This is a genomic window from Ochrobactrum sp. SFR4 (genome assembly GCF_019730395.1).
Taxonomy (GTDB): domain Bacteria; phylum Pseudomonadota; class Alphaproteobacteria; order Rhizobiales; family Rhizobiaceae; genus Pseudochrobactrum.
This window is the reverse complement of record NZ_JAAPBB010000006.1, coordinates 76,079-99,414: the sequence shown is the minus strand read 5'-3', so window position 1 is coordinate 99,414 and position 23,336 is coordinate 76,079. Positions and strand designations below refer to the sequence as shown.

Genomic DNA, 23,336 nt, shown 5'->3' with positions numbered 1-23,336 from the left:
TGGCATTATCGGAAAACCGGCCCCCGCTTTTCCGCTACATGCTCTAGCTGCCGGTCAGACCGCTGCACTCATTCAGCAGCTTCGTAAATCTGCTGACGTCTGTTGAAAACGGCCTGCGCGCCATCAAGGATCAGAAGCAGTTTTTTGTCCCACCAATCCTTCGGGTGATCCGTCATCATCCGGCTCATAATCAGGATCGGCCGCGCCGTATCCGGATTGCGTGCGGCTTCTGCCTGCCACGACTGCACAACCTTCTCAATTCCGCGCTCACCAATGCGACCCGGTTTTTTATAGGCTCTGCGCCAGCCGGTGAAGTAATCGACCGTCATATCCATCATACTATCGATCAGCACAACGGCTTCCTCAGTCGAGAAACCATATTCCACAAACTGGTTAGCCATTTCGCCAAAAGCGCGGATACCGGACGGCGGGGATACTTCCAGTTCCCGCATGGCATCGGCCAGCCCCGGATGCCGGTTGAATAATTCCCAGGCCGAATTGGCGACATTTTGCGCAAACTCATACCAGTCGGCAGGATTGCCACGCCAGTCCAGTTCGGTAATGGCCAGATCGGCAGCAGCGAGCAGCAATTCATTACGGCCTTTGACATAGCGATAAAGGGAGGAGTGATCGACCCCGAGCGCCTGACCGACTGCAATCATCGTCACATCATCGAGACCGATTTTCAGCGTCACACGCGCGATTTCCTCAAGAGAAATCCGTGCCGGACGGCCAATACGCGGGCTTGGCGCCACACATGACTTTACCGTAATTTGCTTTTTCATAGCCGCCTCGTCCGAAAATTATGATTGCAACACAAAGATTAAACAGTCTGTTGCAAAATCATTTAGCTCTGAACACAATCTTTTACAACAGATTGTGACTAAAATTACGACAGTCCCTGTCTTTTCAACCGGAATATACCAAAAACCCGTAACCGGAGACGGCCTGATTGACTGAAATCAATGCCGCAAAACCGGCCTAGGTCTATTTACCGCACATGGCCTTATAGACGTCACGCCTCTAAAGGATTAGGTAACGGTGAAGAAAAGGAAGATGCCTCATGGACTATAGCCGGTTTTTTGAAGCGGCCATTGACCGCCTTCACACTGAAAATCGTTACCGTGTATTTGCTGATCTGGAGCGTATTGTCGGCCGCTTTCCGCAAGCAATCTGGCGCCATAACGGTCAGGCGCGTGAAATCACCGTATGGTGCTCCAATGACTATCTCGGCATGGGGCAAAATCCTGATGTTCTGAAAGCCATGACTGATGCAGCCGTCTCGCAAGGGTCCGGCGCCGGCGGCACACGCAATATCTCCGGCAACAATCATCCGCTTGTTGAGCTTGAACATGAGCTCGCGGATTTGCATGGCAAAGAAGCCGGTCTGGTTTTCACTTCCGGCTTTGTTTCCAATGATGCCTCTATCTCGACCATTGCCAAACTCCTGCCGGATTGCCTGATCCTGTCAGATGAACTCAATCATGCATCGATGATCGCCGGCATCCGTCATTCCGGTGCCGACAAGCAGATCTTCCGGCATAATGATGTGCAGCATCTTGAAGAGCTGCTGAAAGCAGCAGGCAAAGACCGCGCCAAGCTGATCGTTTTTGAATCCGTCTATTCCATGGATGGTGATGTGGCACCGCTGAAAGCAATCGTGGAACTGGCTGAAAAATATAATGCCATGACCTATCTTGATGAAGTGCATGCCGTTGGCATGTACGGCGCACGCGGCGGCGGCATTTCAGAACGCGAAGGTCTGAGCCATCGTATTGATATTATTGAAGGTACATTAGCCAAATCCTTCGGCACACTGGGCGGCTATATTACCGGCTCCAAAGCTGTGGTTGATGCTGTGCGCTCCTATGCGCCGGGCTTCATCTTCACCTCAGCCCTGCCGCCGGCAATTGCCAATGCGACCGTTGCAGCCATTCGTCATCTCAAAACCTCGGGCACCGAACGCGAATTGCAGCAGAAAAACGCACAACTGACCAAAGATACGCTAAAACGTGCCGGTCTGCCGGTTATGCCGACTGAAACGCATATTGTGCCGCTCTTTGTCGGCAATGCGGATTTGTGCAAAAAAGCTTCGGATCGCCTGCTGGAAGTTCATGGCATTTATATTCAGCCGATCAACTTCCCGACCGTGCCACGCGGCACCGAGCGCCTGCGCATCACACCGACCCCTGTTCACGGGGAAGAGCTGATTGCCGGTCTGAAAGAAGCCCTGCTGGAAGTCTGGCAGGCTCTGAACATTCCTTATGCGACAGATTTTACCGGTAGCCCGCTGAAACAATCCGCTTGATGGTGCTGCGTGCCGGTTTTAATCCTGACAGCCGTTCAGAGTTCCGCCTGTGCGGCTGTTTGCTTTTCATCCATACGACGCAGCGATCTGGCAAGAAACGGCACAAAGATCGCAATCATCATAAAACGTACGACATGATGCGAAGCCACATAGGCCGGATCGACGCCCAGTGAGAAAGCAATCACTGTAAGCGCCTCCAATGCACCCGGCGCGAAAGCCAGCGCAATCTGCGCCGGATGCAGCCCCGTTGCCAACCATGCCAGCGCACAGATTGCCGCGGCGGTTCCTGTACCAATGATGAAAGCCATCAGTGCTACCGGCAAATAATTCAGAATAGCACCGCGATGCCGTGCATCAACGCGCGAGCCGATCAGAACACCGAGAACAACCATACCGAAGTCCGCCATTTCAGGCGGCACCCGCACTGTTACAAAACCCGTTACATAGACCAGCGCACTGGCAAGCAGTGCTCCCAGCATCATCCCGCCCGGTAAACGGCTGTAATGCCCGATCAGCGCACCAAGACCGCCCGCAGCAAACAGCCACAGCCACTCCTGCTGCTGGTTGCCTGAACCTGCAACAAAATCAATATGCGGTGCGGATTGCCCAAGCACATTAAGCACCGGTGCCAGCAGGCCGATCAACAATAACAGGCGCACAGTCTGAATAATGGTGATTTTAACCAGATCGGCTCGGGTTTCGCTGGCTGCAGCCATCACGAAAGACAGGGCACCGGGCAAAGAGGAAAAAAATGCGGTTTGTGCATCCCAGCGAAACACGTAGCGCAGCAACATAAAGGTAAAACCGGTCACAGTTACCAGCATTACAAACAGCAGCATAAAGCTCAAAGGCCATTCGCCAATCTGGCTCAGCGTTTCAGGGCGCACACCGGAACCGGCTTGCAGCCCGAGCATGATAAAAACCGCATTGCGCAACCAGACAGGCAGGTAAATGCGGATACCGCTCAGAGATGCAATGGTCACACTGCACATTGATCCGAGCAGAAAAGGAATGGGCAATCCGGTCAGATAAGCGATTGCGGCACCACTGCCGGCAATCAGAAATGTCAGGAAAAGCGCATAGAGATTTTTCAGAGAGAGCTGACGGGACATGGGATATTCTTAACCAGAGCATTTCCGATGGCAGGCATAATCGTCGCGCCGGAGTCTTGTTTAGCCGGTTACATTTTATGTAACCAAAATCTCAGACAAATTAAAAATAAACCCGGCTTCATTTCTGAGGCCGGGTTTAGAATTTTATAATCAGGCTTTTTTCGCCAGAAGATCGCGGATTTCTGTCAGCAGAACCTGATCCGCCGGAATTGCGGCTTCAGCTTCAGGCTTGGCCTCTTCCTTTTTCTTCATACGGTTCATGCCTTTAACAACAAGGAACAGAACCCAGGCGATAATCAGGAAGTTAATCAGCAGCGTAATGAAATTACCGTAAGCAATGGTTGCACCAGCTTCACGCGCTGCCGCCAATGTACCCTTCGGCTCACCGGCAAGCTGGATATACATGTTGGAGAAATCAATACCACCGGTGATGAGACCGATAATCGGCATGATAATGTCATTCACGATGGAATTGACCAGACCGCCAAATGCGCCGCCGATGATGACACCGATGGCCAAATCGACCATATTGCCCTTGAGGGCAAATTCACGAAATTCCTTTAGCATGAGCTATCCTTTACAAGTACGGGGGCTTACTCTTTTTATATCCGGCAATAAAAACAAAGTAGCGGAGATTATTATAGTCTCAAGATCAGAAAGCAGCTTACTGCTTGATTATCCTGAAGTGTTGCATACAAACATAGGCACAGAATAATCAGCGGACAGAGACTGCCATTATTGCAGCCATATACAGGATCTTTCTGTCCCGCAATCATTAACCGGTCAGCAAGGGGGCTGAATGCACGGCTGGATCATTATCGGCATCGCATTTCTCTATCTGATCCTGCTCTTTGCGGTTGCCAGTATTGGCGACAGTAAAGCATCGCGCTGGGGTTCCAAGCCAAGACCCTATATTTATGCTTTCAGCCTTGCTGTTTACTGTACATCTTGGACCTTCTTCGGCTCGGTCGGACTTGCAGCTGACCGCGGGCTTGAATTCTTAGGTATTTATATCGGCCCTATTCTGGTTTTCACCTTCGGAAATAAATTTCTGCGTCATGTGGTGCGGCTGGCAAAAGCCGAGCGTATTACCTCTATCGCCGACTTTCTCGCCGCCCGTTACGGCAAAAGCACCAGCGTCGCCACGATCGGCACCTGCATCGCCGTGGTCGGCTCGATGCCCTATATTGCTCTACAACTGAAAGCCGTATCCGGCAGTGTCGATATGGTTCTGGCTGAATATCAGGCTTCCTATGACCCGATTGTCTATGTCTTCGGCGATATATCCCTGTTCGTTACTGCGCTGCTAGCTATATTCGCCATCCTTTTTGGCACCAGACATACGGATGCAACTGAGCATCAGGACGGGCTGATTCTTGCGGTTGCGTTAGAATCCGTCATCAAAATCACCGCCTTTCTGATAGTCGGCATTGCCACAACCTTCTTCCTCTTTGGCTCGCCTTTCGATCTGCCGCAACAATTGCAGGAGCGGGATATTGATTTCTGGGGCATGTTAACCCGTACCAGCCCCAGCACCTGGATTGTTCACACCGTTCTGAGTGCCGCGGCTATTCTGATGCTGCCGCGCCAGTTTCACGTCACTGTGGTTGAGAACCGCAGCGAAAAGGAATTGCGCACCGCCCGCTGGCTGTTTCCGGTCTATCTGATCCTGATTAACCTGTTCGTCCTGCCGATCGCCCTGCAAGGCATTATCAATCTCGGCTCCACAACCAATGCAGATCTCTATGTTCTGGCGCTGCCGCTGGCTGCAGGCTCACATCTTTTAACTTTACTGGCTTTTGTCGGCGGGCTTTCTGCTGCAACGGCGATGGTGATTGTGGCCTGCGTGGCGCTGTCGATCATGATCTCCAACCATCTGCTGCTGCCATTGCTAATCCGCTATGTTTATCGTCGCCAAAAACATCAGCAACGGGATCTGACCCGTCTTATCCTCTATACCCGCCGCGCAACCATTGTGATTATTCTGGCGGTGACTTTTAGCTATTACCGCGCCAGTTCCAGTACTTTCGGACTGGCTTCTATCGGTCTGGTCTCCTTTGCAGCGATTGCGCAATTTGCGCCCCCTCTGATCGGCGGGCTGATCTGGCGTAATGCCAATGCACGCGGAGCCGTTCTGGGCATGGTCAGCGGCTTTGCTGTCTGGGCCTATACATTGCTGCTGCCGACACTGGCTAATCCCGATGCACCGATCCTGCAGGAAGGTTTATGGGGGCTTTCCTATCTGCGTCCGCAGGCATTGTTTGGCGTTGATGCCCTGCCCCTCACCCATGGCGCTCTGTGGAGCCTCGCCATTAATGCACTGTTCTTCGTGATCGGTTCGCTCTCCCGACAGTCCACACCGCTGGAGCGCATTCAGGCCAGCACATTCATGCCGCGCAATCTGAAGACCGTGCCGGTTCTTCGCCGTTTCCGCACCAGTGTCACGGTCGGGGAAATCAAAAATACGATTGCCCGTTATCTGGGTGAAGACCGCGTTGCCCTTGCTTTCAGCCGCTATGAACATAATGGCGACCAGCCGCTCGATGATAAAGCTGTCGCCGATGTGCCGCTGATCCGTTTTGCCGAGCAAATATTGGGCAGCGCCATCGGCTCATCATCCGCGCGGCTGGTGCTGTCACTGCTGCTTCAGCGCAAGGACAATACCGCACCGGATACGCTGCGCCTGCTGGATGACGCCTCCGAAGCCCTGCAGCACAATCGCGATCTGCTGCAAACCGCGCTGGATCAGATGGAACAGGGCATCACGGTTCTCGACAAGGATTTCCGCCTGACCTGCTGGAACCGGCGGTTCCGCCATCTGCTGCAACTACCGGACGGGCTGACACAGGTTGGCACACCGATTTCCGATGTGCTCGACCGGTTGCTGCATAATGGCGAAATTCATGCGGGTGATGCCGCGATGATGATGCGCACATTAGAGCGCACCCATGAGCCAAGCCGTATCCTCTTACACTCCACCGGCAAAATCATTGAAATTGCAGCCAATCCGATGCCGGATGGCGGCATTGTCGCCAGCTACACTGATATTACCGCTTCGGTTGAAGCCGATAATTCCATGAAGCGTCTCAATGAAACGCTGGAACAGCGCGTCGCCGACCGCACCACCGAACTGCTTGAAGTGAACCAGCAGCTTGTTCGTGCGCAGAAACTGGCGGAAGAGGCCAATTTCGGCAAAACACGTTTTCTCGCTGCTGCCGGTCATGATATTTTGCAGCCGCTCAATGCCGCCCGCCTTTACAGCACAGCCTTGAGCGAAAGGCTCGGCGCGTCGGAAGCGCAACTGGCGCGCAATATTGACTCCTCCCTTGAAGCGGTTGAAGGCATTCTCAGTGCGCTGCTGGATATTTCACGGCTTGATACCGGCGCGCTCAAACCGGAGCTTTCGCTGTTCCGTCTGGATCGCCTGCTCCAGCAGGTTGTCACAGACTTCACCCCGCTTGCTGCCACAAAGGGTCTGAAACTTCGTGTCGTGCCCTGCTCTCTCACGGTCTATAGCGACCGTAATCTTCTGCGCCGTCTGCTGCAAAACCTGATCTCCAATTCGATCAAATACAGCCGCAGCGGCAAAATTCTGCTTGGTGTGCGCCGTCGCGGCGGCGATCTGGAAATCAAGGTTGCCGATACCGGTATCGGCATCGCGCCGGAAAAACAGCAACTGGTTTTCCGCGAGTTTTACCGGCTGGATGAAGGGATCAGTCAGGCAGACGGGCTGGGACTTGGCCTATCCATTGTCGACCGTATTGCCCGTGTGCTGGATCTGACGATCCGTCTGCAATCCGAACATGGCAAAGGCACCTGTTTCAGCATCATTATGCCGGTGTCTCAGGAGCCTGCGGTTGAGGTTTCCCCCGAACCGTCACAGGCCAGACGCCGCAGCAATGCGCTCGAAAATATGCGGGTTTTGTGTATTGATAATGATCCGCTGATCCTCGACGGCATGCGTATTCTGCTGGAAGGCTGGGGTTGTGACATCACTCTGATCCGTGACGGCGCACAACTCAAGGACTGGTGCAATCATATCGCCCGCTCACAGATGAGCGTCAAAATCCTGCCGGATATTATTCTGGCTGACTATCATCTCAACCGCGAAAACGGGCTGGATATGATCGGCTATATCCGTGAAACGCTGGGGCATGCCATACCAGCCGTTCTGCTGACGGCCGATCGTTCAAAAGAGGTCAAATTACAGGCCACAGAAGAAAATGTTCATGTGCTGAACAAGCCGCTGAAACCCGCAGCATTGCGGGCTTTGCTGGCGCATTATCATATGCGGTGAGAAAGCACGCCAGAGCATTTCCAGCAAAAGTGCGAAGCGGTTTTGCGTAGGATAATGCGTAAAATCAAACAGATAGAGCATTTCCAATGATTCAATTTAAACTGGAAATGCTCTGAGGTACTCAATGCGCTCAATCCAGAAGCGCAAACCCCGGGCCAAGCCGCGAGAGCAGAATCACCGCCTGTGTACGGCTGTCCACACCCAGCTTCTGCAGAACAGCAGACACATGGGCTTTCACCGTGGCTTCTGAAATATTCAGCTCATAGGCCAGTTGTTTGTTCAAAAGCCCCTGTCCCAGCATCGAAAGGACGCGGGTCTGCTGCGGTGTGAGTGCGCGGATACGGGCAATCAGATCGGCGATTTCCGCATCATTTTCCGCGCCGAGTTCCATATCACCGGACACCCATTCCCCACCGTCCAGTACGGTACGCACGGCCTCGCCGATTTCCTCAAGACTTGCGGATTTTGAAACAAAACCGGAGGCGCCGAGTTCCATAGCACGGCGGATTGTAGTGACATCATCGGTGGCGGAAACAATCATAACCGGCAGTTGCGGATGCTGCGCCTTGAGATTGATAAGACCGGACAAACCACTGACACCGGGCATAGTCAGATCGAGAAACAACAGGTCAACATCCTGTGCTTCTTCTGCAACCTGTTGCAATTGCTGATAATTGTCAGCCTCAGTCACACTCTCAGGCTGAAAACCGTCCTGTAAAATCTGTCGCAATGCGCCACGGAATAAAGGATGATCGTCGGCAATTATAAAATTCAATTCCATAAAGTTCCTACCCCTTGCCTGCCCCCTCAGCAGTCTCCCCGCAAATCATCTCCTGAAAGCACCTTATCTCTTTATGTAACCAAAGATAAAGTTAGAAATGACCTGTTTTCATCTTGCATTTTCTTCAGACACAGAGCCCTTCCCGCTCCGCCGGCATAATTGAAAATGCTCTGTTCTTTGTTTTTACATGCAACATAACTGATTGTAATCAGGATCAGAAACCGGTCAGACAAACTGGTTTCCCCTGCCTCGACGCTTCACAATTTCGAAATACGCTCCGGCCGCCGGCATTTCATTTCATGATAAATTCCGGCATGAGAAAACCGGTGAATGCAATTTCCTGCATAATAAAAGCCGCCTGTAGCAGACGGCATGCATATTCATTATGCAATATTACAGGCAAAGCGTACAATATACAGTCTGATTTCTGCTTTTGCCGCGATGGTGCCGTATTGTCAGTTAGGGTGATGCCTGCTCTATATGCAAGAGAAAATCTTATTGCTTCGCAGATAAAATAACGCAAAAGGACGACCCATGACACGCCACAGCCTCTATCCGGAAATTCAACCCTATCGGGAAGAGATGTTGCAGGTCTCATCGCTGCACCGGATTTATTTTGAGGAATGCGGAAACCCGAACGGCAAGCCGGTCATCATGATCCACGGCGGTCCGGGCGGCGGCATCTCGCCGACCATGCGCCGTCTGCATGATCCTTCAGCCTATCGCATTATCCTGTTTGACCAGCGCGGTTGCGGCCGCTCCACGCCCCATGCGGAATTACGCGAAAATACCACATGGGATCTGGTTGCGGATATGGAGCGTCTGCGCACCCATCTCGGCGTTGAAAAATGGCAGGTTTTCGGCGGTTCATGGGGTTCGACCCTTGGTCTTGCCTATGCCCAGACTCATCCTGAGCACGTCAGCGAACTCGTGCTGCGTGGTATCTTTCTGGCACGCCGTTTTGAAGTGGACTGGCTCTATAGCAACGGTGCCAGCATCATCTATCCGGATCGCTTTGAAGCCTATCAGCTGCATATTCCGGAAGCCGAGCGCGGCGATATGGTGGCGGCCTATTACCGTCGCCTGACCGATCCGAACCCGCAGGTGCAGATTGAAGCGGCACGCCGCTGGGCACGCTGGGAAGGTTCGGCAATTTCCCTGTTGCCGGATCCGGAACGCGAAAATGCTTTTGCGCAAGATCACTTCGCCATCGCTTTTGCGCGTATCGAATGCCACTATTTCCAGAACCGCGCTTTCTTTGATACCGATGATCAGCTGCTGCGTCTGGCTGACCGTATCCGCCATATTCCGGGTGTTATCATCCATGGTCGTTACGATATGTGCACGCCATTCATCAATGCATGGCATCTGAAGAAAGTCTGGCCGGAAGCCGATCTGCGTATTGTCGAAGACGGTGGGCATGCGGTGACCGAACCGGGTATCACGCACGAACTGATCGAAGCAACACGCCGCTTTGCTAATATCGGCTAAAACCAATTTAAGAGAATAAAAAAGCGCCGGAAACGGCGCTTTTTCTTTGGAGGGAATTATGTGCGGTTCGGCACCGGTGCCGGCTCATCAAGGCTCTTGGCTACGCCCATGAAAGACCGCATGAAACGCTCCATATAGCCTAAGCCTTTTTCGAACTCTTCTTCACTTGGCAGGGAACTGTTGGCGACACCACTTTTCTCAAGCCTGGCGATACGCGCAGTCAGATCGGCAACCTGCTTTTCCAGCAGAAGTGTGCGTTCGTCATTGCTCAGCTGCGCCGGTTTGGTTTCAGCGCATTCAATTTTACCGGCCTGCTCCTTACACAAGGCAAACTCACCGGTCTGGCGGTCAAGGCGGATAATACCGGTTTCGGTTTTCTCCATGGAGTAGCGCTGCATGTCCTGTGCCGGAGACGGGCTCATACCCCAAACCAGAGCCAGACCTGTAAGAGCCGAAAGAACGGCACTGCGTATGATAAGCTTGGATTTGTTTTCTTTTGCCACCGCAATCGCGATACCGGACCGGTTCTTCATCTGCCCACTCCTTTAATCTGTCTGCTTGGTATATGGGTTTTATCCAAGCATTTTCCAGTGTGTTCTGTCAAAAACACAAAACTGTCAGAACGCACTTTTGCTCATTTGCAAAAATGGCGTTAACCCTTTATTAAAATTTAGAGGTGGCTTGTGACTTAAATTTGTCTTAAAAGCTGCCGGATGCGCCAAACCGGCCAGATATATAAAATGTCTGAACAGCTTTTCCGTTCACAACAATAGCGTTTTTCATGTCAAACAGTGATACGTCACATACAACCATCTATAAGATAGCCACGCGCGCCCAATGGGCAGACGCTGAAAAGACAGGGCATTTTTCCGGTGCCCCTGTTGATTTACAGGATGGATATATCCACTTTTCCACCCATGACACAGTTGCTGAGACCGCTGCCAAGCATTTTGCCGGTCAGGATGATCTGCTGCTGGTGGCTGTTGATGCAAACCAGCTGGGCGATGAACTTCGCTATGAAATTTCCCGCGGCGGCAAGGCCTTCCCGCATCTCTACGCACATCTTCAGCTCACTGCGGTGCGCTGGGTGAAAGACCTGCCGCTCAACAGTGACGGCAAGCATCAGTTTCCGGAGCTTGAACAATGAGCGGTTTTTTTGAAAATATTGCCCGTCGCGCACTTTTTGCGATGGACGGAGAACAGGCACACGGTCTGTCTATTGCAGCGTTGAAAACCGGCGCTCTCTCCAGCCCTGCACCGCTTGACCCTGCTTTGCAGCAAACCATTGCCGGTCTTAAATTTAGCAATCCGCTGGGTATGGCCGCAGGTTTCGACAAGAATGCTGAAGTACCGGACGCACTTTTGAAGCTCGGCTTTGGTTTTGCGGAAGTCGGCACGATCACGCCGCGCGCGCAGACTGGCAATCCGAAGCCACGCATCTTCCGCCTTGTGGAAGACCGTGCGGTGATCAACCGTCTGGGCTTTAATAATGAAGGCCATGAAGCGGCCTATAAACGCCTCAGCCAGCGCAACAGTTGCAGCAGTTGCGGTATTGTCGGCGTGAATATCGGCGCCAATAAAGACAGTGAAGACCGTGTGGCCGATTATGTGGCCGGTATTCATCGCTTCTACAGCGTTGCTAAATATTTCACTGCAAATATTTCTTCCCCGAACACACCGGGTCTGCGTGACCTGCAAGCCAAAGACAGCCTGCATATTCTCTTGGAGAAAGTTCTGGAAGCCCGCGATCAGGAAGCTGAAAAATGCACCCTGAAACGCCCTGTATTCCTGAAAATTGCACCGGATCTCACCGAAGAAGGCCTGGATGATATTGCCGAAGTCGCTCTCGCTCATCCGCTCGATGGTTTAATCATCTCCAACACCACGCTGTCACGCACCAATCTGGTTAATCAGGTGGAAGCGAAAGAGACCGGCGGCCTTTCCGGCGCGCCGATTTTTGAACGCTCAACCATTGTGCTTGCCAAAATGCGCCAGCGCATTGGCAAAGCCATGCCGATCATCGGCGTCGGCGGTGTAGATAGTGGCGCAACCGCCCTCACCAAAATTAAAGCCGGTGCCGATCTCGTGCAGCTTTATACCGGTATGATCTATCGCGGCCCGACCGTACCGAAAGAAATTGTCAAAGAGCTTTCCGCATTGGTGAAGCAGGCAGGCGTCGCCAATATTTCCGAGCTACGCGACATGGAAACTACGGCTTGGGCAGCCAAAGATATTCCGGCCTGATCTTTTTTAAAAACTGAATATAAAAAAGCCGGAGCGGTTCTCACCACTCCGGCTTTTTCTTATCAATATTTTTAATTAGCCGCTGATCTTTGAGAAGTCAGCAACCTGACCGGTCACCGAGCGGATTTTAGCCAGCAGCGCCAAACGATTGGCGCGGATAGCGTCATCCTCATCATTGACCATGACCTTGTCAAAGAAGGCATCAACCGGCGCACGTAACTCGGCCATAGCCGACATAGCAGCTGAGAAATCTTCCTTGGCAATTGCCTCGGCGGCTTTGGTTTCTGCTGAACGCACAGCAGTAAACAATGCCTTTTCCTCTTCATTGTTGAAGAGTGCAGCATCAACATTGGCGGCAATAACAGTGCCTTTTTTCTCTTCAGCACCAAGAATATTGGCTGCACGTTTGGTACCAGCCAGCAGGTTCTTGCCATCTTCTTCATTGATGAAAACGATCAGTGCTTCAAGACGACGGGCAACCAACAGCAGATTATCAGCATCAGCTGACAGGGCTGCATCAATCGCATCGTGACGCGCGCCTTCATCCTTCAGATAGACCTTGAAACGGTCATGGAAGAAGGACAGCAGATCAGCACCAACATCTTTTGATGCCAACCCTTCGATGGAAGCCATCGGCTTTTCTGCCTGAGCGATCAGTGCTTTCAGCTCCGCGCGGATATCATTTTCCAAAATCAGGCGGATCACACCAAGGGCAGCACGACGCAGCGCATAAGGATCTTTCGAACCTGTCGGCTTTTCATCAATCGCCCAGAAACCGACAAGAGTGTCGATCTTGTCAGCCAATGCAACAGCAACCGAAACCGGATCGCGCGGCACACGGTCTGACGGACCCTGCGGCTTGTAATGATCTTCAAGTGCTGTTGCGACAGCAGCATCTTCGCCCTGAAGCAAAGCGTATTTATGCCCCATTGCGCCCTGCAACTCAGGGAACTCGCCGACAACTTCGGTCTGCAAATCAGCTTTTGCCAGCACAGCTGCACGGGCAGTCAGTGCAACATCCGCACCAACCAGTGGTGCAATTGCTTCTGCCAAAGCCTTGATCCGCGCCACGCGCGCACCCTGCGTGCCTAGCTTGGCATGGAAGGTTACATTCAGCGCATCCAGGCGCGCCATGCGCTGATCGAGCGGCTTAGCCAGATCAAGCGCAAATTTCGCAGCGGAAGCTTTCAGCTTGTCCATATCCGGCATATCTGCCTGATCGGTATGCCAGAAATACAAAGCATCGGACAAGCGGGCGCGAACAACCTTGCCGTTACCGAAAGCGATTTCCTTGCCGCCGTCACGGGCAGCAATATTGGAGATCAGAATGAACTTGTTGGACAGTGCATCTGTCTCGCCCTGCTTGCGAGTGACAAAGCATTTCTGATTGGCACGGATGGTCAGACGGATAACTTCCGGCGGAATGGAGAGGAATTCTTCCTCAAACTCGCCCATCAGCACCACCGGCCATTCAACCAGACCGGAAACTTCTTCCAGCAAACCTTCGTCCTCAACCAAGTCCAGACCGGAAGCGAAGCTCAGGTTGCGGGCATCGGTGAGAATGATTTCCTTGCGGCGTTCAGCATCAAGCACCACATGCGCTTTTTCCAGCTTCTCGACATAATCGTCAAAGCGGCGCACGGTGATCGGCTGACCATCGCTCATGAAACGATGACCATGTGTGGTGTTGCCGGAGCGTACGCCGCCGACTTCAAAATCCACCACAACGGTTTCTTCGGTTTCAGGGCCAAACAGGCAGATGATCGACTGCAGCGGGCGCACCCAGCGCAAGGAGCCGGACTGTGCTGAGGCCTTGCCCCAGCGCATGGATTTCGGCCACGGGAAATTCTGCACCACATTCGGCACCAGTTCCGCGATAATTTCTTCCGCGGCACGTCCGGATTTGGTGATGTGGGCGACGTAGAAATCGCCCTTTTTCGGGTCGGAATGCACATGCGCCTGCGCGATATCACTCAAGCCAGCTTTACGCAGGAAACCCTGAATTGCGGCCTCAGGTGCAGAAACGGACGGGCCTTTGATATCTTCATGCACATCTTTTGAACGCACAGTCAGACCACGAATATCCAAAGTCAGACGACGTGGTGTCCAGTAAGGTGTTGCCGCCTCATAGGTCAGACCGGCTTCAACCAGACCATCAGTGATCATTTTCTTCAAATCACCGGCAGCTTTACGCTGCATGCGGGCCGGAATTTCCTCGGAGAAGAGTTCAAGTAACAAATCAGGCATTATACACCTTCACGTTTGTAATTGACGCCACCGGCATCGGTCTGAAGGAAGGCTTCACCGCACTGGCGCGCAAGATTGCGCACACGCAGGATATAGCTCTGGCGCTCGGTTACCGAGATAACGCCACGGGCATCCATCAGATTGAAAATATGCGAGGCTTTGATCGCTTGGTCATAGGCCGGAAATACACACTTATGTAATTTCCCTGTCGCGCCTCCGGCACTCCCCGCCTCTTGTATATCTTTGGCACCAGCAGCCAACACAGCCTTACATTCCGCTTCCGCATCAATGAAATGCTGGTGCAGCATATCGGTATTGGCGATTTCGAAATTGTAGCGTGAATATTCCTGCTCGGTCTGAAGGAACACGTCACCGTAAGTAACTTTGTCCTCGCCTTCGAGACCATTGAAGTTCAGGTCATAAACATTGTCCACGCCCTGCACATACATAGCGAGACGTTCCAGACCATAGGTCAGCTCACCGGCAACCGGAGAACATTCGATACCGCAAACCTGTTGGAAATAAGTGAACTGCGAGATTTCCATACCATCGCACCAGCACTCCCAACCCAAGCCCCAAGAGCCGGTAGTCGGGTTTTCCCAGTCATCCTCAACAAAGCGGATATCGTGCAGCTCCGTATCAATACCAATCGCTTTCAGCGAGCCGAGATACAGCTCCTGCAGGTTCGGCGGGCTTGGTTTCAGCAACACCTGATACTGGTAATAATGCTGCATACGGTTCGGGTTTTCACCATAGCGACCGTCTTTCGGACGACGTGACGGCTGCACATAGGCAACATTCCACGGCTTCGGCCCCAGAGCGCGCAAAGTAGTGGACGGATGCAGCGTACCCGCCCCGACTTCCATATCGTAAGGCTGCAAAATTGTGCAACCATGCTGCGCCCAATAGTGCTGGAGCGCCATGATAAAGCCCTGAAAAGAGCGGGTCGGATGCAGGTGTTCAGGCAATGTGCTGGTCATGATACGAGTCACGGGAAGGCCTCATTGGAGCATTCTTGGCGAGATCGGCTATCAAAACTGATCTTCTTGCAAATCATGCGTGGTGAAAACGGTGAAAGCTGAGCCATAACAGCCCAGCTCCGCCGAAAAACAGATAGTTTGTCCTAATTATTCCGCGTTAAACGGTCAAGACTTAAAGCCGGATGGCAAGCATTATGGCTTGGCAGCGGGATCGGCAGGCTTAGCATCCGGTGCTTTCTCCGGTGCAATGTCAGGCTTTACTGGCGCAATATCTTTCACTTCGGCTTCCGCCGTCTGTGTCAGCCCCTGCTTCAGCTTCTTCTCGATCTTGGCCAGTTCTGCCGCTTCAGGCTTACCGGCGATGGCATGGTTCCACTGGAAAGTGGCTTCCAGTCCGCGCCCTGCCTGCCAATAGGCATCGCCCAGATGATCATTGATTGTCGGATCTTCAGGCCGTAGTTTAACTGCCTTTTCAAGCTCAACAACGGCCTCATTATAACGGCCAAGCTTGTAATAGGCCCAGCCAAGGGAATCGACGATATAACCGTCCTGCGGACGCATCTCGACAGCCTTGCGGATCATCTGCAAAGCTTCTTCCAGATTTTCACCGCGATCGACCCATGAATAACCGAGATAATTCATCACCTGCGGCTGGTTCGGAAACAGCTCCAGTGCTTTGCGGAAATTAGGTTCAGCCTTATCCCACTGTTTCAGGCGCTCATAAGCAATGCCGCGCTGATAGAAAACCGGCCAGTCCTGACGTACAGGTGATTTAAGTTCCGCAACAGCCTGATCGTAAGTCTTTGCCGCATTTGCCCAGTCTTCTTTCTGGGCATAAACACCGCCAAGCGCCAGATAAGAACGGTTGTCCTTATCATTACTGCGCAGATTGTTTTTCAGATGCTCAATCGCCTCATCCGGCTTGTCTGTTTCAGCCAGATTAAGCGCCAGTTGCATTTCCGCATCGCGCTTATAGGGCGATTTATCTGCAACACGGCTATAATATTGAATTGCCTTTTGCGGCTGACGCAGTTTGGCAGCAATATCGCCGAGCTGGAACAATGTGGCATCATTATTCTCGCGCAACTCACCGGACATTTGCAGATATATTGTTGCAAAAGCCTCGGCGCCACCACGATTAATCGCGGTGCCCAAAGAATACAGAACCTCAGCCGCCCCCTGCTGCGGATTGCGCATCTGCGGGTCAAGCTTTTCACCGTCTTCAAGCTTCTGACGTACTTCGCGCAGGATCACGCGACCGCTGAGAATCTGCTCAGCATCTTCCACCAACTTGATCGCACCGGCTTTATCGCCCTGACGCTGCTTGAAATCGGCATAGGCGTAAATGATGCGCTCATAAGTATCAGGGGCAGCGCTGCCGCCTTCTTTATCAGCCACGGCCTGCGCATAGAATTTATCCGCAGCCTTGGTCTGACCTGCGCTGTCTGCAATCAATGCCGATGTGTAGATTTTGAAAAGATCGTACCAGACCGGCCCGTCAAGCTTATCCACCGCTGCCAGCGCGTCTTTCGGACGACCTTCGCCGTAGAATGTCCATGCCGTCATCAGGCCGGTTGCTAAGCGATCCATTTCTGACTGCTGCGTGAGCTTCAGATTGGTACGGGCAGTGCGGTAATGCTTGTCGTTAAAAGCCTTGATCGCCAGAATGATGCGGGAGAAACGCTCAACTTCCGGCTCATTTTTAAGCGCACGGGCAAATGGCAGCGCCTCATCCAGCTGACCGTCGGTCAGATAGGACAGCAACAGATCACGCTTCATCGGCTGGTTTGACGGATCAAATGCCAGTGCCTGACGATAATAAGCGATGGCTACAGGAAGATTATTGTCGATTTCGGCAATACGACCGGCCAGATAGGCGCCAGGGAAAGAACCTGCACGCGAGACAATCACCGGCTCATCTGCCGGCACTGCTGCCTTTGCCCCGGATGCAGCATAGGCCGTGCCGGAGACACCACTTGTGAAAGCCGCCCCTGCCATCAAAGCGAAAACCAGAGCACGCGCTTTAACTGTATTCCGCCGCATCGGCATTTCCCCTTGCATTTATAGAGCATTTCCAATTTTGAAACAGAAGGAATGCTCTATCTCTTTATTTTACACATTTCCTGACGCAAAACCGGTTGCCACTTTTGCTGGAAATGCTCTGGTCTGGCTTATTTCCGAAACAAACACACCATCCGGCCATGTCGTGGTTTTTATATGGCCGGAGAAAAGGGTATTTCAAAGTCCGGTACCGAGAATATGCTCCGGCACCGGTCAATAATCAGTTTACACGGCTGATGCAGAAATCAATCACATCAATCAGAGCATCTTTTTGTGGGCTCTGCGGCAGCGGGGCCAGTGCATCGCGGGCGATTTCACCGAAATGACGCGCACGCTGTACGGTATCGGCAATCGAACCATGCTGGGTCATCAGGCCGATTGCCTTCTGCAAGGCTTCATCATCATTATTGCCTTGCTCAATGGATGATTTCCAGAAAGCGCGCTCTTCTTCAGAACCACGGCGATAGCTCAGCAGCAGCGGCATGGTGATTTTCCCTTCGCGGAAATCATCACCCACATTTTTACCGAGATCCGCAGCCGAACCGCCATAATCCAGCGCATCATCAATCAGCTGGAAAGCAAGGCCGAGGTTGAGACCATAGGAGCGCAGTGCCAGACGCTGTGCACGCGGTGCATCGGCAATGATCGGGCCAACTTCGGCAGCAGCAGAGAACAGCGCTGCAGTCTTGGCTTTGATCACGGCCAGATATTCGTCTTCCGTAGTTTCCATATTTTTGGCGGCGGCGAGCTGCATCACTTCACCTTCAGCAATCACCGAAGCCGAAGTTGCCAGCACATCAAGCGCATCGAGCGAACCGACATCCACCATCATTTTGAAAGCCTGACCGAGCAGGAAATCGCCGACCAGAACGCTGGCCTGATTGCCCCAGATCATCCGTGCGGTGCTTTTACCGCGGCGCAGATCACTTTCATCCACCACATCATCATGGAGAAGCGTTGCCGTATGCATAAATTCAACGCTTGTTGCGAGCTGCACGTGACCTTCGCCCTCATAGCCGAACATGGCTGCGGCAGCGAGTGTCATCATCGGACGTAACCGCTTGCCACCCGATGAAATCAGATGATTGGCTACTTCCGGTATCATCTCAACATCAGAACCGGCCTTGGACAGGATAAGCGCATTGACACGTCCCATATCCGCTTTCGTCAGATCAACCAGCTTCTGAATGGACGCCTGCTGATTTTTTTTCTCATCGAGATTGAGAACCACACCCAATGCCATATCTCCAGTTCACGCGGCCTGATAATGAGACCCGTTTTATAGCCACACATTATTCAAGGCGGCCTTTATGCTCAAGCGTCAAATGCACCAAAAACCGTGCTAAAGGCAAGTGTTGCGAGCCGCAACACAACACAATAAAGCATATTCTGCTGATATAAGATGTCAAATTGCTGTCAGCAAACGGAATTGCGGCTTTCACCGCCTCTATACAGAATCGGTTAAAGCCGGTTTGATTGCTTTCAGTCTGCAACAAGTCAGGAAATTGCCGCCTTTATGTCTGTTCCGTCCAGCTCTTTGCCCTATGGCGAAACTCTCGATGCCTTTCACCGCGGTGCATTCTATCTGGTGCAGCCATCCGCCAAAGGTCACCGTTCGGGGATTGATGCCATGATTTTGGCAAGCGCGGTGCCAACGGATTTCGAAGGTACAGTAGCAGATCTCGGTGCCGGTGCCGGTGCGGCGGGACTGGCCGTTGCCTCACGCTGCGCAAGCACAGATGTCACCCTGATTGAACGCTCACCGGAAATGCTGCTCTATGCGGAAAAATCCTGCGCATTGTCCGAAAATGCACATATGCATAGCCGTCTGTCCTGCCTGCAGGCTGATGTGACAATGACCGGCCCTGCCCGTCATGAAGCAGGGCTGGCTGATAATCAGTTTGACTATGTGATTATGAACCCGCCTTTCAACCAGAGCCATGACCGTGCCACGCCGGACGATTTAAAGGCGCAGGCGCATGTAATGCATGAGGGCATGTTTGAAAGCTGGATACGCACGGCATCGGGCATTTTACGTCCGCGCGGACGTATTTCGATTATTGCGCGCCCCGCTAATCTGAATGAAATTCTGTCCGCGATGGAGCGCCGTTTTGGGGGCATCGCAATTCTCCCTCTCTATGCCAGACCGGATGAGCAGGCCATCCGCGTCGTAATTACGGGCATAAAAGGCAGCCGCGCTCCGGTTTTTCTTGCGCCGCCGTTAATTTTGCATAAAAGTTCCGGTCATGAATTTACGCCACGTGCAGAAAGCCTCATTAATGGTTGCGACAGCCTGTAACGGTTGTTGTTCAGGAGGACGGAGCACATTTTCCCGAACACACGGACTGTTCAAAGAGGCCTTTCGCTCTATCTAAGGTGCGGAACTCTGAAGACAGATCAAGGGGTGAGCGTTGTCAAAACGTTGCCCGCAAAGAAAAAGGCCGATACCGGATGACACAAAGCCAGACCAAGCGCCCCTTCTCAACGCTCCGCCATTGGCTCGACAGTGAATCCGCCAGCGGTATCGCTCTGATGATTGCCGCTGCTCTGGCTCTGATCGTTGCTAATTCCCCGCTTGCAGCCACATATTTTCAGGTTCTGGAGAGCAAACTCGGCCCGATGAGCGTTCTGCACTGGATTAATGACGCACTGATGGCCGTCTTCTTCCTCCTCGTGGGCCTCGAAATCAAACGTGAGTTTCTCGACGGCCAGCTTGCCAGCTGGTCGAACCGCGCCTTGCCGGGCATTGCTGCTGCCGGCGGTGTGATTGTTCCGGCATTGATTTTTGCGGGCTTCAACTGGTCAAATCCTGAAACCATTCGTGGCTGGGCTATTCCCTCGGCGACTGATATTGCCTTTGCACTCGGTGTGCTGTCGCTGCTCGGACCGCGCGTTCCGACCAGTCTGAAAGTCTTTCTGGCGACACTCGCTATTCTCGACGACCTTGCCGCCGTTGCCATTATCGCCGTGTTTTACACTGCCGATATTGCCACGCTCTATCTCGCCGGTGCTGCCGGTATTTTTGCGCTGATGTTTATTCTGAACAAGATGGGCATTATGCGCCTCACCCCGTATCTGATCCTTGGTGCCGTGCTTTGGTATTTTGTGCTGCGTTCCGGTGTTCACGCGACTGTTGCCGGTGTGCTGACAGCACTGACTATTCCGATCAAGCCTGCACTTGGCCGTCCTGATGATATGAGCTCCCCTTTGCACACGCTGGAACATGCGCTGGCAAAATGGGTCGGCTTTGTCATTGTACCGATCTTCGGTTTTGCCAATGCGGGCGTTTCCTTTGCCGGTATGAGCCCGTCGATCCTTGGTGACTCGCTCACACTCGGCATCGCACTTGGTCTGTTTGTCGGTAAGCAGTTTGGTGTCTTCGGTGCTGCATGGATTGCTATCCGCGCAGGGATTGCCACCAAGCCGATGGGAGCAAGCTGGACACAGCTTTACGGCGTGTCACTGCTCTGCGGTATCGGCTTTACCATGAGCCTGTTCATCGGCCTGCTGTCCTTTGACAATGATCTGCTTCACAGCGAGACCAAGATTGGTGTTCTGCTCGGCTCCCTGCTCTCTGCCGTCTGTGGCTGGGCATTGCTGCGCATTTCCACACGCAACCGCGCTGCAAAATAACAGGTTCAGTTTTCACCCGCTGTGGCTATAACAGCGGGTGAAAACTATTTTATCGTCTGCATTTTCACACCGGAGATTTTCAGTGCCGTCACTTATCAGCCGTGTTATCCCGCGCCGCTTCCGGGCTTCCAGTGTTGAAATTCCGGTTGTCCGGCTGAGCGGTGCGATCATGACAGGCAACAGCCCTTTACGGCAAAATCTGTCGCTCGAAGGCATCGCGGTTCAGCTGGAAAAAGCCTTTGACAACAAGCACAGTCCCGCTGTGGCGCTGAGCATTAATTCCCCCGGCGGTTCACCGGTACAATCGCGGCTGATCTATAAGCGTATCCGTGACCTGGCCGAAGAGAAGAACAAGAAAGTCCATGTCTTTGTTGAGGATGTGGCAGCTTCCGGCGGCTATATGATCGCTATTGCCGGAGACGAGATTATTGCTGATCCGTCTTCCATTCTGGGTTCGATCGGCGTGGTTTCCGCGTCTTTCGGCTTTACCGAACTGATCAAAAAAATCGGCGTCGAGCGTCGCGTGCATACGGCCGGCAAAAACAAAGCCACGATGGATCCGTTTCAGCCGGAAAAGGCATCGGATATCGAACATATCAAAGCGCTGCAGCTGGAAATTCACCAGACATTTATTGATATGGTGAAAGAGCGCCGCGGCAGTAAATTGCAGGACAATGATGATCTCTTCACCGGCCAGTTCTGGACAGGTATTACAGCTTTGCAGCTTGGATTGATTGATGGTCTGGATGATATGCGCTCACATCTGCGCAAGCTTTATGGCGAAAAAACCAAACTTAATCTGATCCAGCCTTCGCGCGGGCTGCTGGGGCGCAAAAATACCGGCGGTATTTCTCATGCGCAAATGCTTGGCGTGGCAGGTGAAAGCCTGATGAATGTGCTCGAAGAAAAAGCTCTTTGGTCACGCTATGGCCTGTAACAGGCTGAGCCTATCATAATATCATCAGAATAAGATGCTATAAGAGCTTCTTGAAACAAAGTCATAGCCTGACTAAATCAACAGGCACTGTTATTTTTCCGGAAAGGAGCCGGTATGCCACAACTGATTTTTCTGATCCTTCTGGTTGCAGCTGCGATCTATGGCTATCGCTCCTTCAAACGCGAAGCAGCACGTGTTTCCCAGAAAGTCCGTCAGGCAGAACAGGAAGCCCGTACAGGTGCCAGCGGCACACTGGTGCGCGACCCGAAAACCGGTGTTTACCGTCCGGCAGAAAAAGACTGATCCCAGCGCATGCCAGATATTTTATCTTCACAGGCAGCGAGCCAACAGACTGCCTCACATCTTCGCGCCACAGCCTATGCCAAGCTTAATCTGGCATTGCATGTGACCGGACGGCGCGAGGACGGCTATCATCTGCTGGATACGCTTGTTGCCTTTGCCGATTATGGTGACGAACTCACAGTTTTCCCTGCGCAGGAAGACAGTTTTACGCTTTCCGGCCGCTTTGGTGCGGGACTGCCAGCCAATAGTGAGAACCTCGTTTTAAAAGCGCGAGATCTTCTGCGTGCGCATTATCCGCAGCACAGCTCCGGCGTTGCCATTCATCTGGAAAAAAATCTCCCTGTTGCTTCCGGTATCGGCGGCGGGTCAAGCGATGCCGCCACAGTGCTGGCGCTGCTTATGCGCCTGTGGAATATCGAAGCGGAACAGGCGTTGCTTGAGCAGATTTCTCTGCAGCTTGGCGCCGATGTGCCGATGTGTCTGCATGGCCAGCTCTGTGGCGGTGCATTGATTGCCAAGGGTATCGGTGAAGATATGCAGAGGCTGTCCGGCCTGCCTGTGCTGTCGCTGGTGCTTGTGAATGACGGAACAGCAATTTCCACGCCGCAGATTTTCAAACATATGCAGAAGCGTGATAATCCTGCGCTTCCGGAACTGACACGCTTGAATAATCAGGCAGAGCTTTGCAGTTTCCTGCAATCAACCCGCAATGATCTGTTGCCGCCTGCTACAGAACTTGCATCGCAATTGCCGGAGATTCTCCAGACTTTGCGGGACAGCGGCGCACAATATGCGCAAATGTCCGGCTCAGGCGCGACCTGCTTCGGTATTTATGATACAGCGGATCAGGCGCAACAGGCGGCAATGCATTTGCAACAGCAAAATCCGCATTGGTTTGTCTGCGCAACCACGACCCTGCCCGATAAAATTTAAACCGGAGAC

At 52.7% G+C, this 23,336-nt stretch carries 19 protein-coding genes; 10 read left to right on the top strand and 9 right to left on the bottom strand.

The features are described from left to right. Positions 1–68: 68 nt before the first annotated feature. Complete coding sequence (locus HBA93_RS09510; RefSeq protein ID WP_122092082.1) at positions 69–785, bottom strand: TetR/AcrR family transcriptional regulator C-terminal domain-containing protein; 717 nt, start codon at positions 783–785, stop codon at positions 69–71. 278 nt (positions 786–1,063) lie between these two features. On the opposite strand from HBA93_RS09510, the gene hemA reads away from it, so the two are divergent. Next, positions 1,064–2,308: a 5-aminolevulinate synthase gene (hemA, locus tag HBA93_RS09505; RefSeq protein WP_221723114.1), complete on the top strand. Its 1,245-nt coding sequence runs from the start codon at positions 1,064–1,066 to the stop codon at positions 2,306–2,308. A gap of 35 nt (positions 2,309–2,343) precedes the next feature. On the opposite strand, the gene HBA93_RS09500 is transcribed toward hemA, so the two are convergent. Continuing rightward, positions 2,344–3,420: an AbrB family transcriptional regulator gene (locus HBA93_RS09500; protein ID WP_221723113.1), complete on the bottom strand. Its 1,077-nt coding sequence runs from the start codon at positions 3,418–3,420 to the stop codon at positions 2,344–2,346. 150 nt (positions 3,421–3,570) lie between these two features. Continuing rightward, positions 3,571–3,987 (bottom strand): large conductance mechanosensitive channel protein MscL, encoded by a 417-nt coding sequence (mscL, locus tag HBA93_RS09495; protein ID WP_121993754.1) that lies wholly within the window; start codon positions 3,985–3,987, stop codon positions 3,571–3,573. 232 nt (positions 3,988–4,219) lie between these two features. Between mscL and HBA93_RS09490 the strand changes: the two genes are divergently transcribed. Next, positions 4,220–7,717, top strand: a complete 3,498-nt coding sequence (locus HBA93_RS09490; protein WP_221723112.1) for a PAS domain-containing hybrid sensor histidine kinase/response regulator — start codon at positions 4,220–4,222, stop codon at positions 7,715–7,717. Positions 7,718–7,847: 130 nt separating this feature from the next. Here HBA93_RS09490 and HBA93_RS09485 read toward each other — a convergent pair whose 3' ends face one another. Continuing rightward, entirely contained in the window at positions 7,848–8,498 is a 651-nt protein-coding gene (locus HBA93_RS09485; protein ID WP_022711153.1) for a response regulator transcription factor, read from the bottom strand. A gap of 534 nt (positions 8,499–9,032) precedes the next feature. Here HBA93_RS09485 and pip point away from each other — a divergent pair. Next, complete coding sequence (gene pip, locus HBA93_RS09480; protein ID WP_121993752.1) at positions 9,033–9,989, top strand: prolyl aminopeptidase; 957 nt, start codon at positions 9,033–9,035, stop codon at positions 9,987–9,989. A gap of 56 nt (positions 9,990–10,045) precedes the next feature. Here pip and HBA93_RS09475 read toward each other — a convergent pair whose 3' ends face one another. Further along, positions 10,046–10,522, bottom strand: coding sequence for a hypothetical protein (locus tag HBA93_RS09475; protein WP_221723111.1), 477 nt, complete (start codon positions 10,520–10,522; stop codon positions 10,046–10,048). Between the two features lie 248 nt (positions 10,523–10,770). On the opposite strand from HBA93_RS09475, the gene HBA93_RS09470 reads away from it, so the two are divergent. Together HBA93_RS09470 and HBA93_RS09465 are read left to right on the top strand one after the other, a co-directional pair. Further along, the gene (locus HBA93_RS09470; protein ID WP_122092078.1) at positions 10,771–11,136 is read left to right on the top strand and encodes a DUF952 domain-containing protein; all 366 of its coding nucleotides are present in this window, start codon (positions 10,771–10,773) and stop codon (positions 11,134–11,136) included. Then, positions 11,133–12,233, top strand: coding sequence for a quinone-dependent dihydroorotate dehydrogenase (locus HBA93_RS09465; RefSeq protein WP_221723110.1), 1,101 nt, complete (start codon positions 11,133–11,135; stop codon positions 12,231–12,233). Before HBA93_RS09470 ends, HBA93_RS09465 begins: the two co-directional genes overlap by 4 nt. A gap of 75 nt (positions 12,234–12,308) precedes the next feature. Here HBA93_RS09465 and glyS read toward each other — a convergent pair whose 3' ends face one another. The 4 genes from glyS to HBA93_RS09445 all read right to left on the bottom strand — a co-directional run bounded on the left by glyS (position 12,309) and on the right by HBA93_RS09445 (position 18,758). Beyond that, on the bottom strand, positions 12,309–14,432 hold the full coding sequence (glyS, locus tag HBA93_RS09460; protein ID WP_502910077.1) for a glycine--tRNA ligase subunit beta: 2,124 nt from the start codon (positions 14,430–14,432) through the stop codon (positions 12,309–12,311). Between the two features lie 47 nt (positions 14,433–14,479). Then, entirely contained in the window at positions 14,480–15,436 is a 957-nt protein-coding gene (locus HBA93_RS09455) for a glycine--tRNA ligase subunit alpha (RefSeq protein WP_221723211.1), read from the bottom strand. Positions 15,437–15,652: 216 nt separating this feature from the next. After that, positions 15,653–17,458, bottom strand: a complete 1,806-nt coding sequence (locus HBA93_RS09450; RefSeq protein WP_286201857.1) for a tetratricopeptide repeat protein — start codon at positions 17,456–17,458, stop codon at positions 15,653–15,655. 283 nt (positions 17,459–17,741) lie between these two features. Further along, the gene (locus HBA93_RS09445) at positions 17,742–18,758 is read right to left on the bottom strand and encodes a polyprenyl synthetase family protein (RefSeq protein ID WP_221723210.1); all 1,017 of its coding nucleotides are present in this window, start codon (positions 18,756–18,758) and stop codon (positions 17,742–17,744) included. 279 nt (positions 18,759–19,037) lie between these two features. Here HBA93_RS09445 and HBA93_RS09440 point away from each other — a divergent pair, with 279 nt between their 5' ends. The 5 genes from HBA93_RS09440 to HBA93_RS09420 all read left to right on the top strand — a co-directional run bounded on the left by HBA93_RS09440 (position 19,038) and on the right by HBA93_RS09420 (position 23,327). After that, a complete protein-coding gene (locus HBA93_RS09440) occupies positions 19,038–19,820 on the top strand; it encodes a tRNA1(Val) (adenine(37)-N6)-methyltransferase (protein WP_221723107.1) in 783 nt (260 codons plus the stop codon). Between the two features lie 152 nt (positions 19,821–19,972). Then, complete coding sequence (gene nhaA / locus HBA93_RS09435; protein ID WP_121993745.1) at positions 19,973–21,154, top strand: Na+/H+ antiporter NhaA; 1,182 nt, start codon at positions 19,973–19,975, stop codon at positions 21,152–21,154. A gap of 82 nt (positions 21,155–21,236) precedes the next feature. Further along, positions 21,237–22,091 carry a S49 family peptidase gene (locus HBA93_RS09430; protein WP_122092072.1) on the top strand — a complete coding sequence of 285 codons (855 nt, stop codon included), beginning with the start codon at positions 21,237–21,239 and terminating at the stop codon, positions 22,089–22,091. 114 nt (positions 22,092–22,205) lie between these two features. Further along, entirely contained in the window at positions 22,206–22,394 is a 189-nt protein-coding gene (locus HBA93_RS09425; protein ID WP_121993743.1) for a hypothetical protein, read from the top strand. 9 nt (positions 22,395–22,403) lie between these two features. Continuing rightward, positions 22,404–23,327, top strand: coding sequence for a 4-(cytidine 5'-diphospho)-2-C-methyl-D-erythritol kinase (locus HBA93_RS09420; RefSeq protein WP_221723106.1), 924 nt, complete (start codon positions 22,404–22,406; stop codon positions 23,325–23,327). Positions 23,328–23,336 lie beyond the last annotated feature (9 nt).

What these genes read in the sequence shown, in the direction of transcription:
- HBA93_RS09510 (WP_122092082.1), bottom strand. Translation starts at nt 785, where the DNA reads ATGAAAAAGCAAATTACGGTAAAGTCATGTGTGGCGCCAAGCCCGCGT.
- hemA (WP_221723114.1), top strand. Translation starts at nt 1,064, where the DNA reads ATGGACTATAGCCGGTTTTTTGAAGCGGCCATTGACCGCCTTCACACT.
- HBA93_RS09500 (WP_221723113.1), bottom strand. Translation starts at nt 3,420, where the DNA reads ATGTCCCGTCAGCTCTCTCTGAAAAATCTCTATGCGCTTTTCCTGACA.
- mscL (WP_121993754.1), bottom strand. Translation starts at nt 3,987, where the DNA reads ATGCTAAAGGAATTTCGTGAATTTGCCCTCAAGGGCAATATGGTCGAT.
- HBA93_RS09490 (WP_221723112.1), top strand. Translation starts at nt 4,220, where the DNA reads ATGCACGGCTGGATCATTATCGGCATCGCATTTCTCTATCTGATCCTG.
- HBA93_RS09485 (WP_022711153.1), bottom strand. Translation starts at nt 8,498, where the DNA reads ATGGAATTGAATTTTATAATTGCCGACGATCATCCTTTATTCCGTGGC.
- pip (WP_121993752.1), top strand. Translation starts at nt 9,033, where the DNA reads ATGACACGCCACAGCCTCTATCCGGAAATTCAACCCTATCGGGAAGAG.
- HBA93_RS09475 (WP_221723111.1), bottom strand. Translation starts at nt 10,522, where the DNA reads ATGAAGAACCGGTCCGGTATCGCGATTGCGGTGGCAAAAGAAAACAAA.
- HBA93_RS09470 (WP_122092078.1), top strand. Translation starts at nt 10,771, where the DNA reads ATGTCAAACAGTGATACGTCACATACAACCATCTATAAGATAGCCACG.
- HBA93_RS09465 (WP_221723110.1), top strand. Translation starts at nt 11,133, where the DNA reads ATGAGCGGTTTTTTTGAAAATATTGCCCGTCGCGCACTTTTTGCGATG.
- glyS (WP_502910077.1), bottom strand. Translation starts at nt 14,432, where the DNA reads ATGCAGCGTAAAGCTGCCGGTGATTTGAAGAAAATGATCACTGATGGT.
- HBA93_RS09450 (WP_286201857.1), bottom strand. Translation starts at nt 17,458, where the DNA reads ATGGCAGGGGCGGCTTTCACAAGTGGTGTCTCCGGCACGGCCTATGCT.
- HBA93_RS09440 (WP_221723107.1), top strand. Translation starts at nt 19,038, where the DNA reads ATGTCTGTTCCGTCCAGCTCTTTGCCCTATGGCGAAACTCTCGATGCC.
- nhaA (WP_121993745.1), top strand. Translation starts at nt 19,973, where the DNA reads ATGACACAAAGCCAGACCAAGCGCCCCTTCTCAACGCTCCGCCATTGG.
- HBA93_RS09425 (WP_121993743.1), top strand. Translation starts at nt 22,206, where the DNA reads ATGCCACAACTGATTTTTCTGATCCTTCTGGTTGCAGCTGCGATCTAT.
- HBA93_RS09420 (WP_221723106.1), top strand. Translation starts at nt 22,404, where the DNA reads ATGCCAGATATTTTATCTTCACAGGCAGCGAGCCAACAGACTGCCTCA.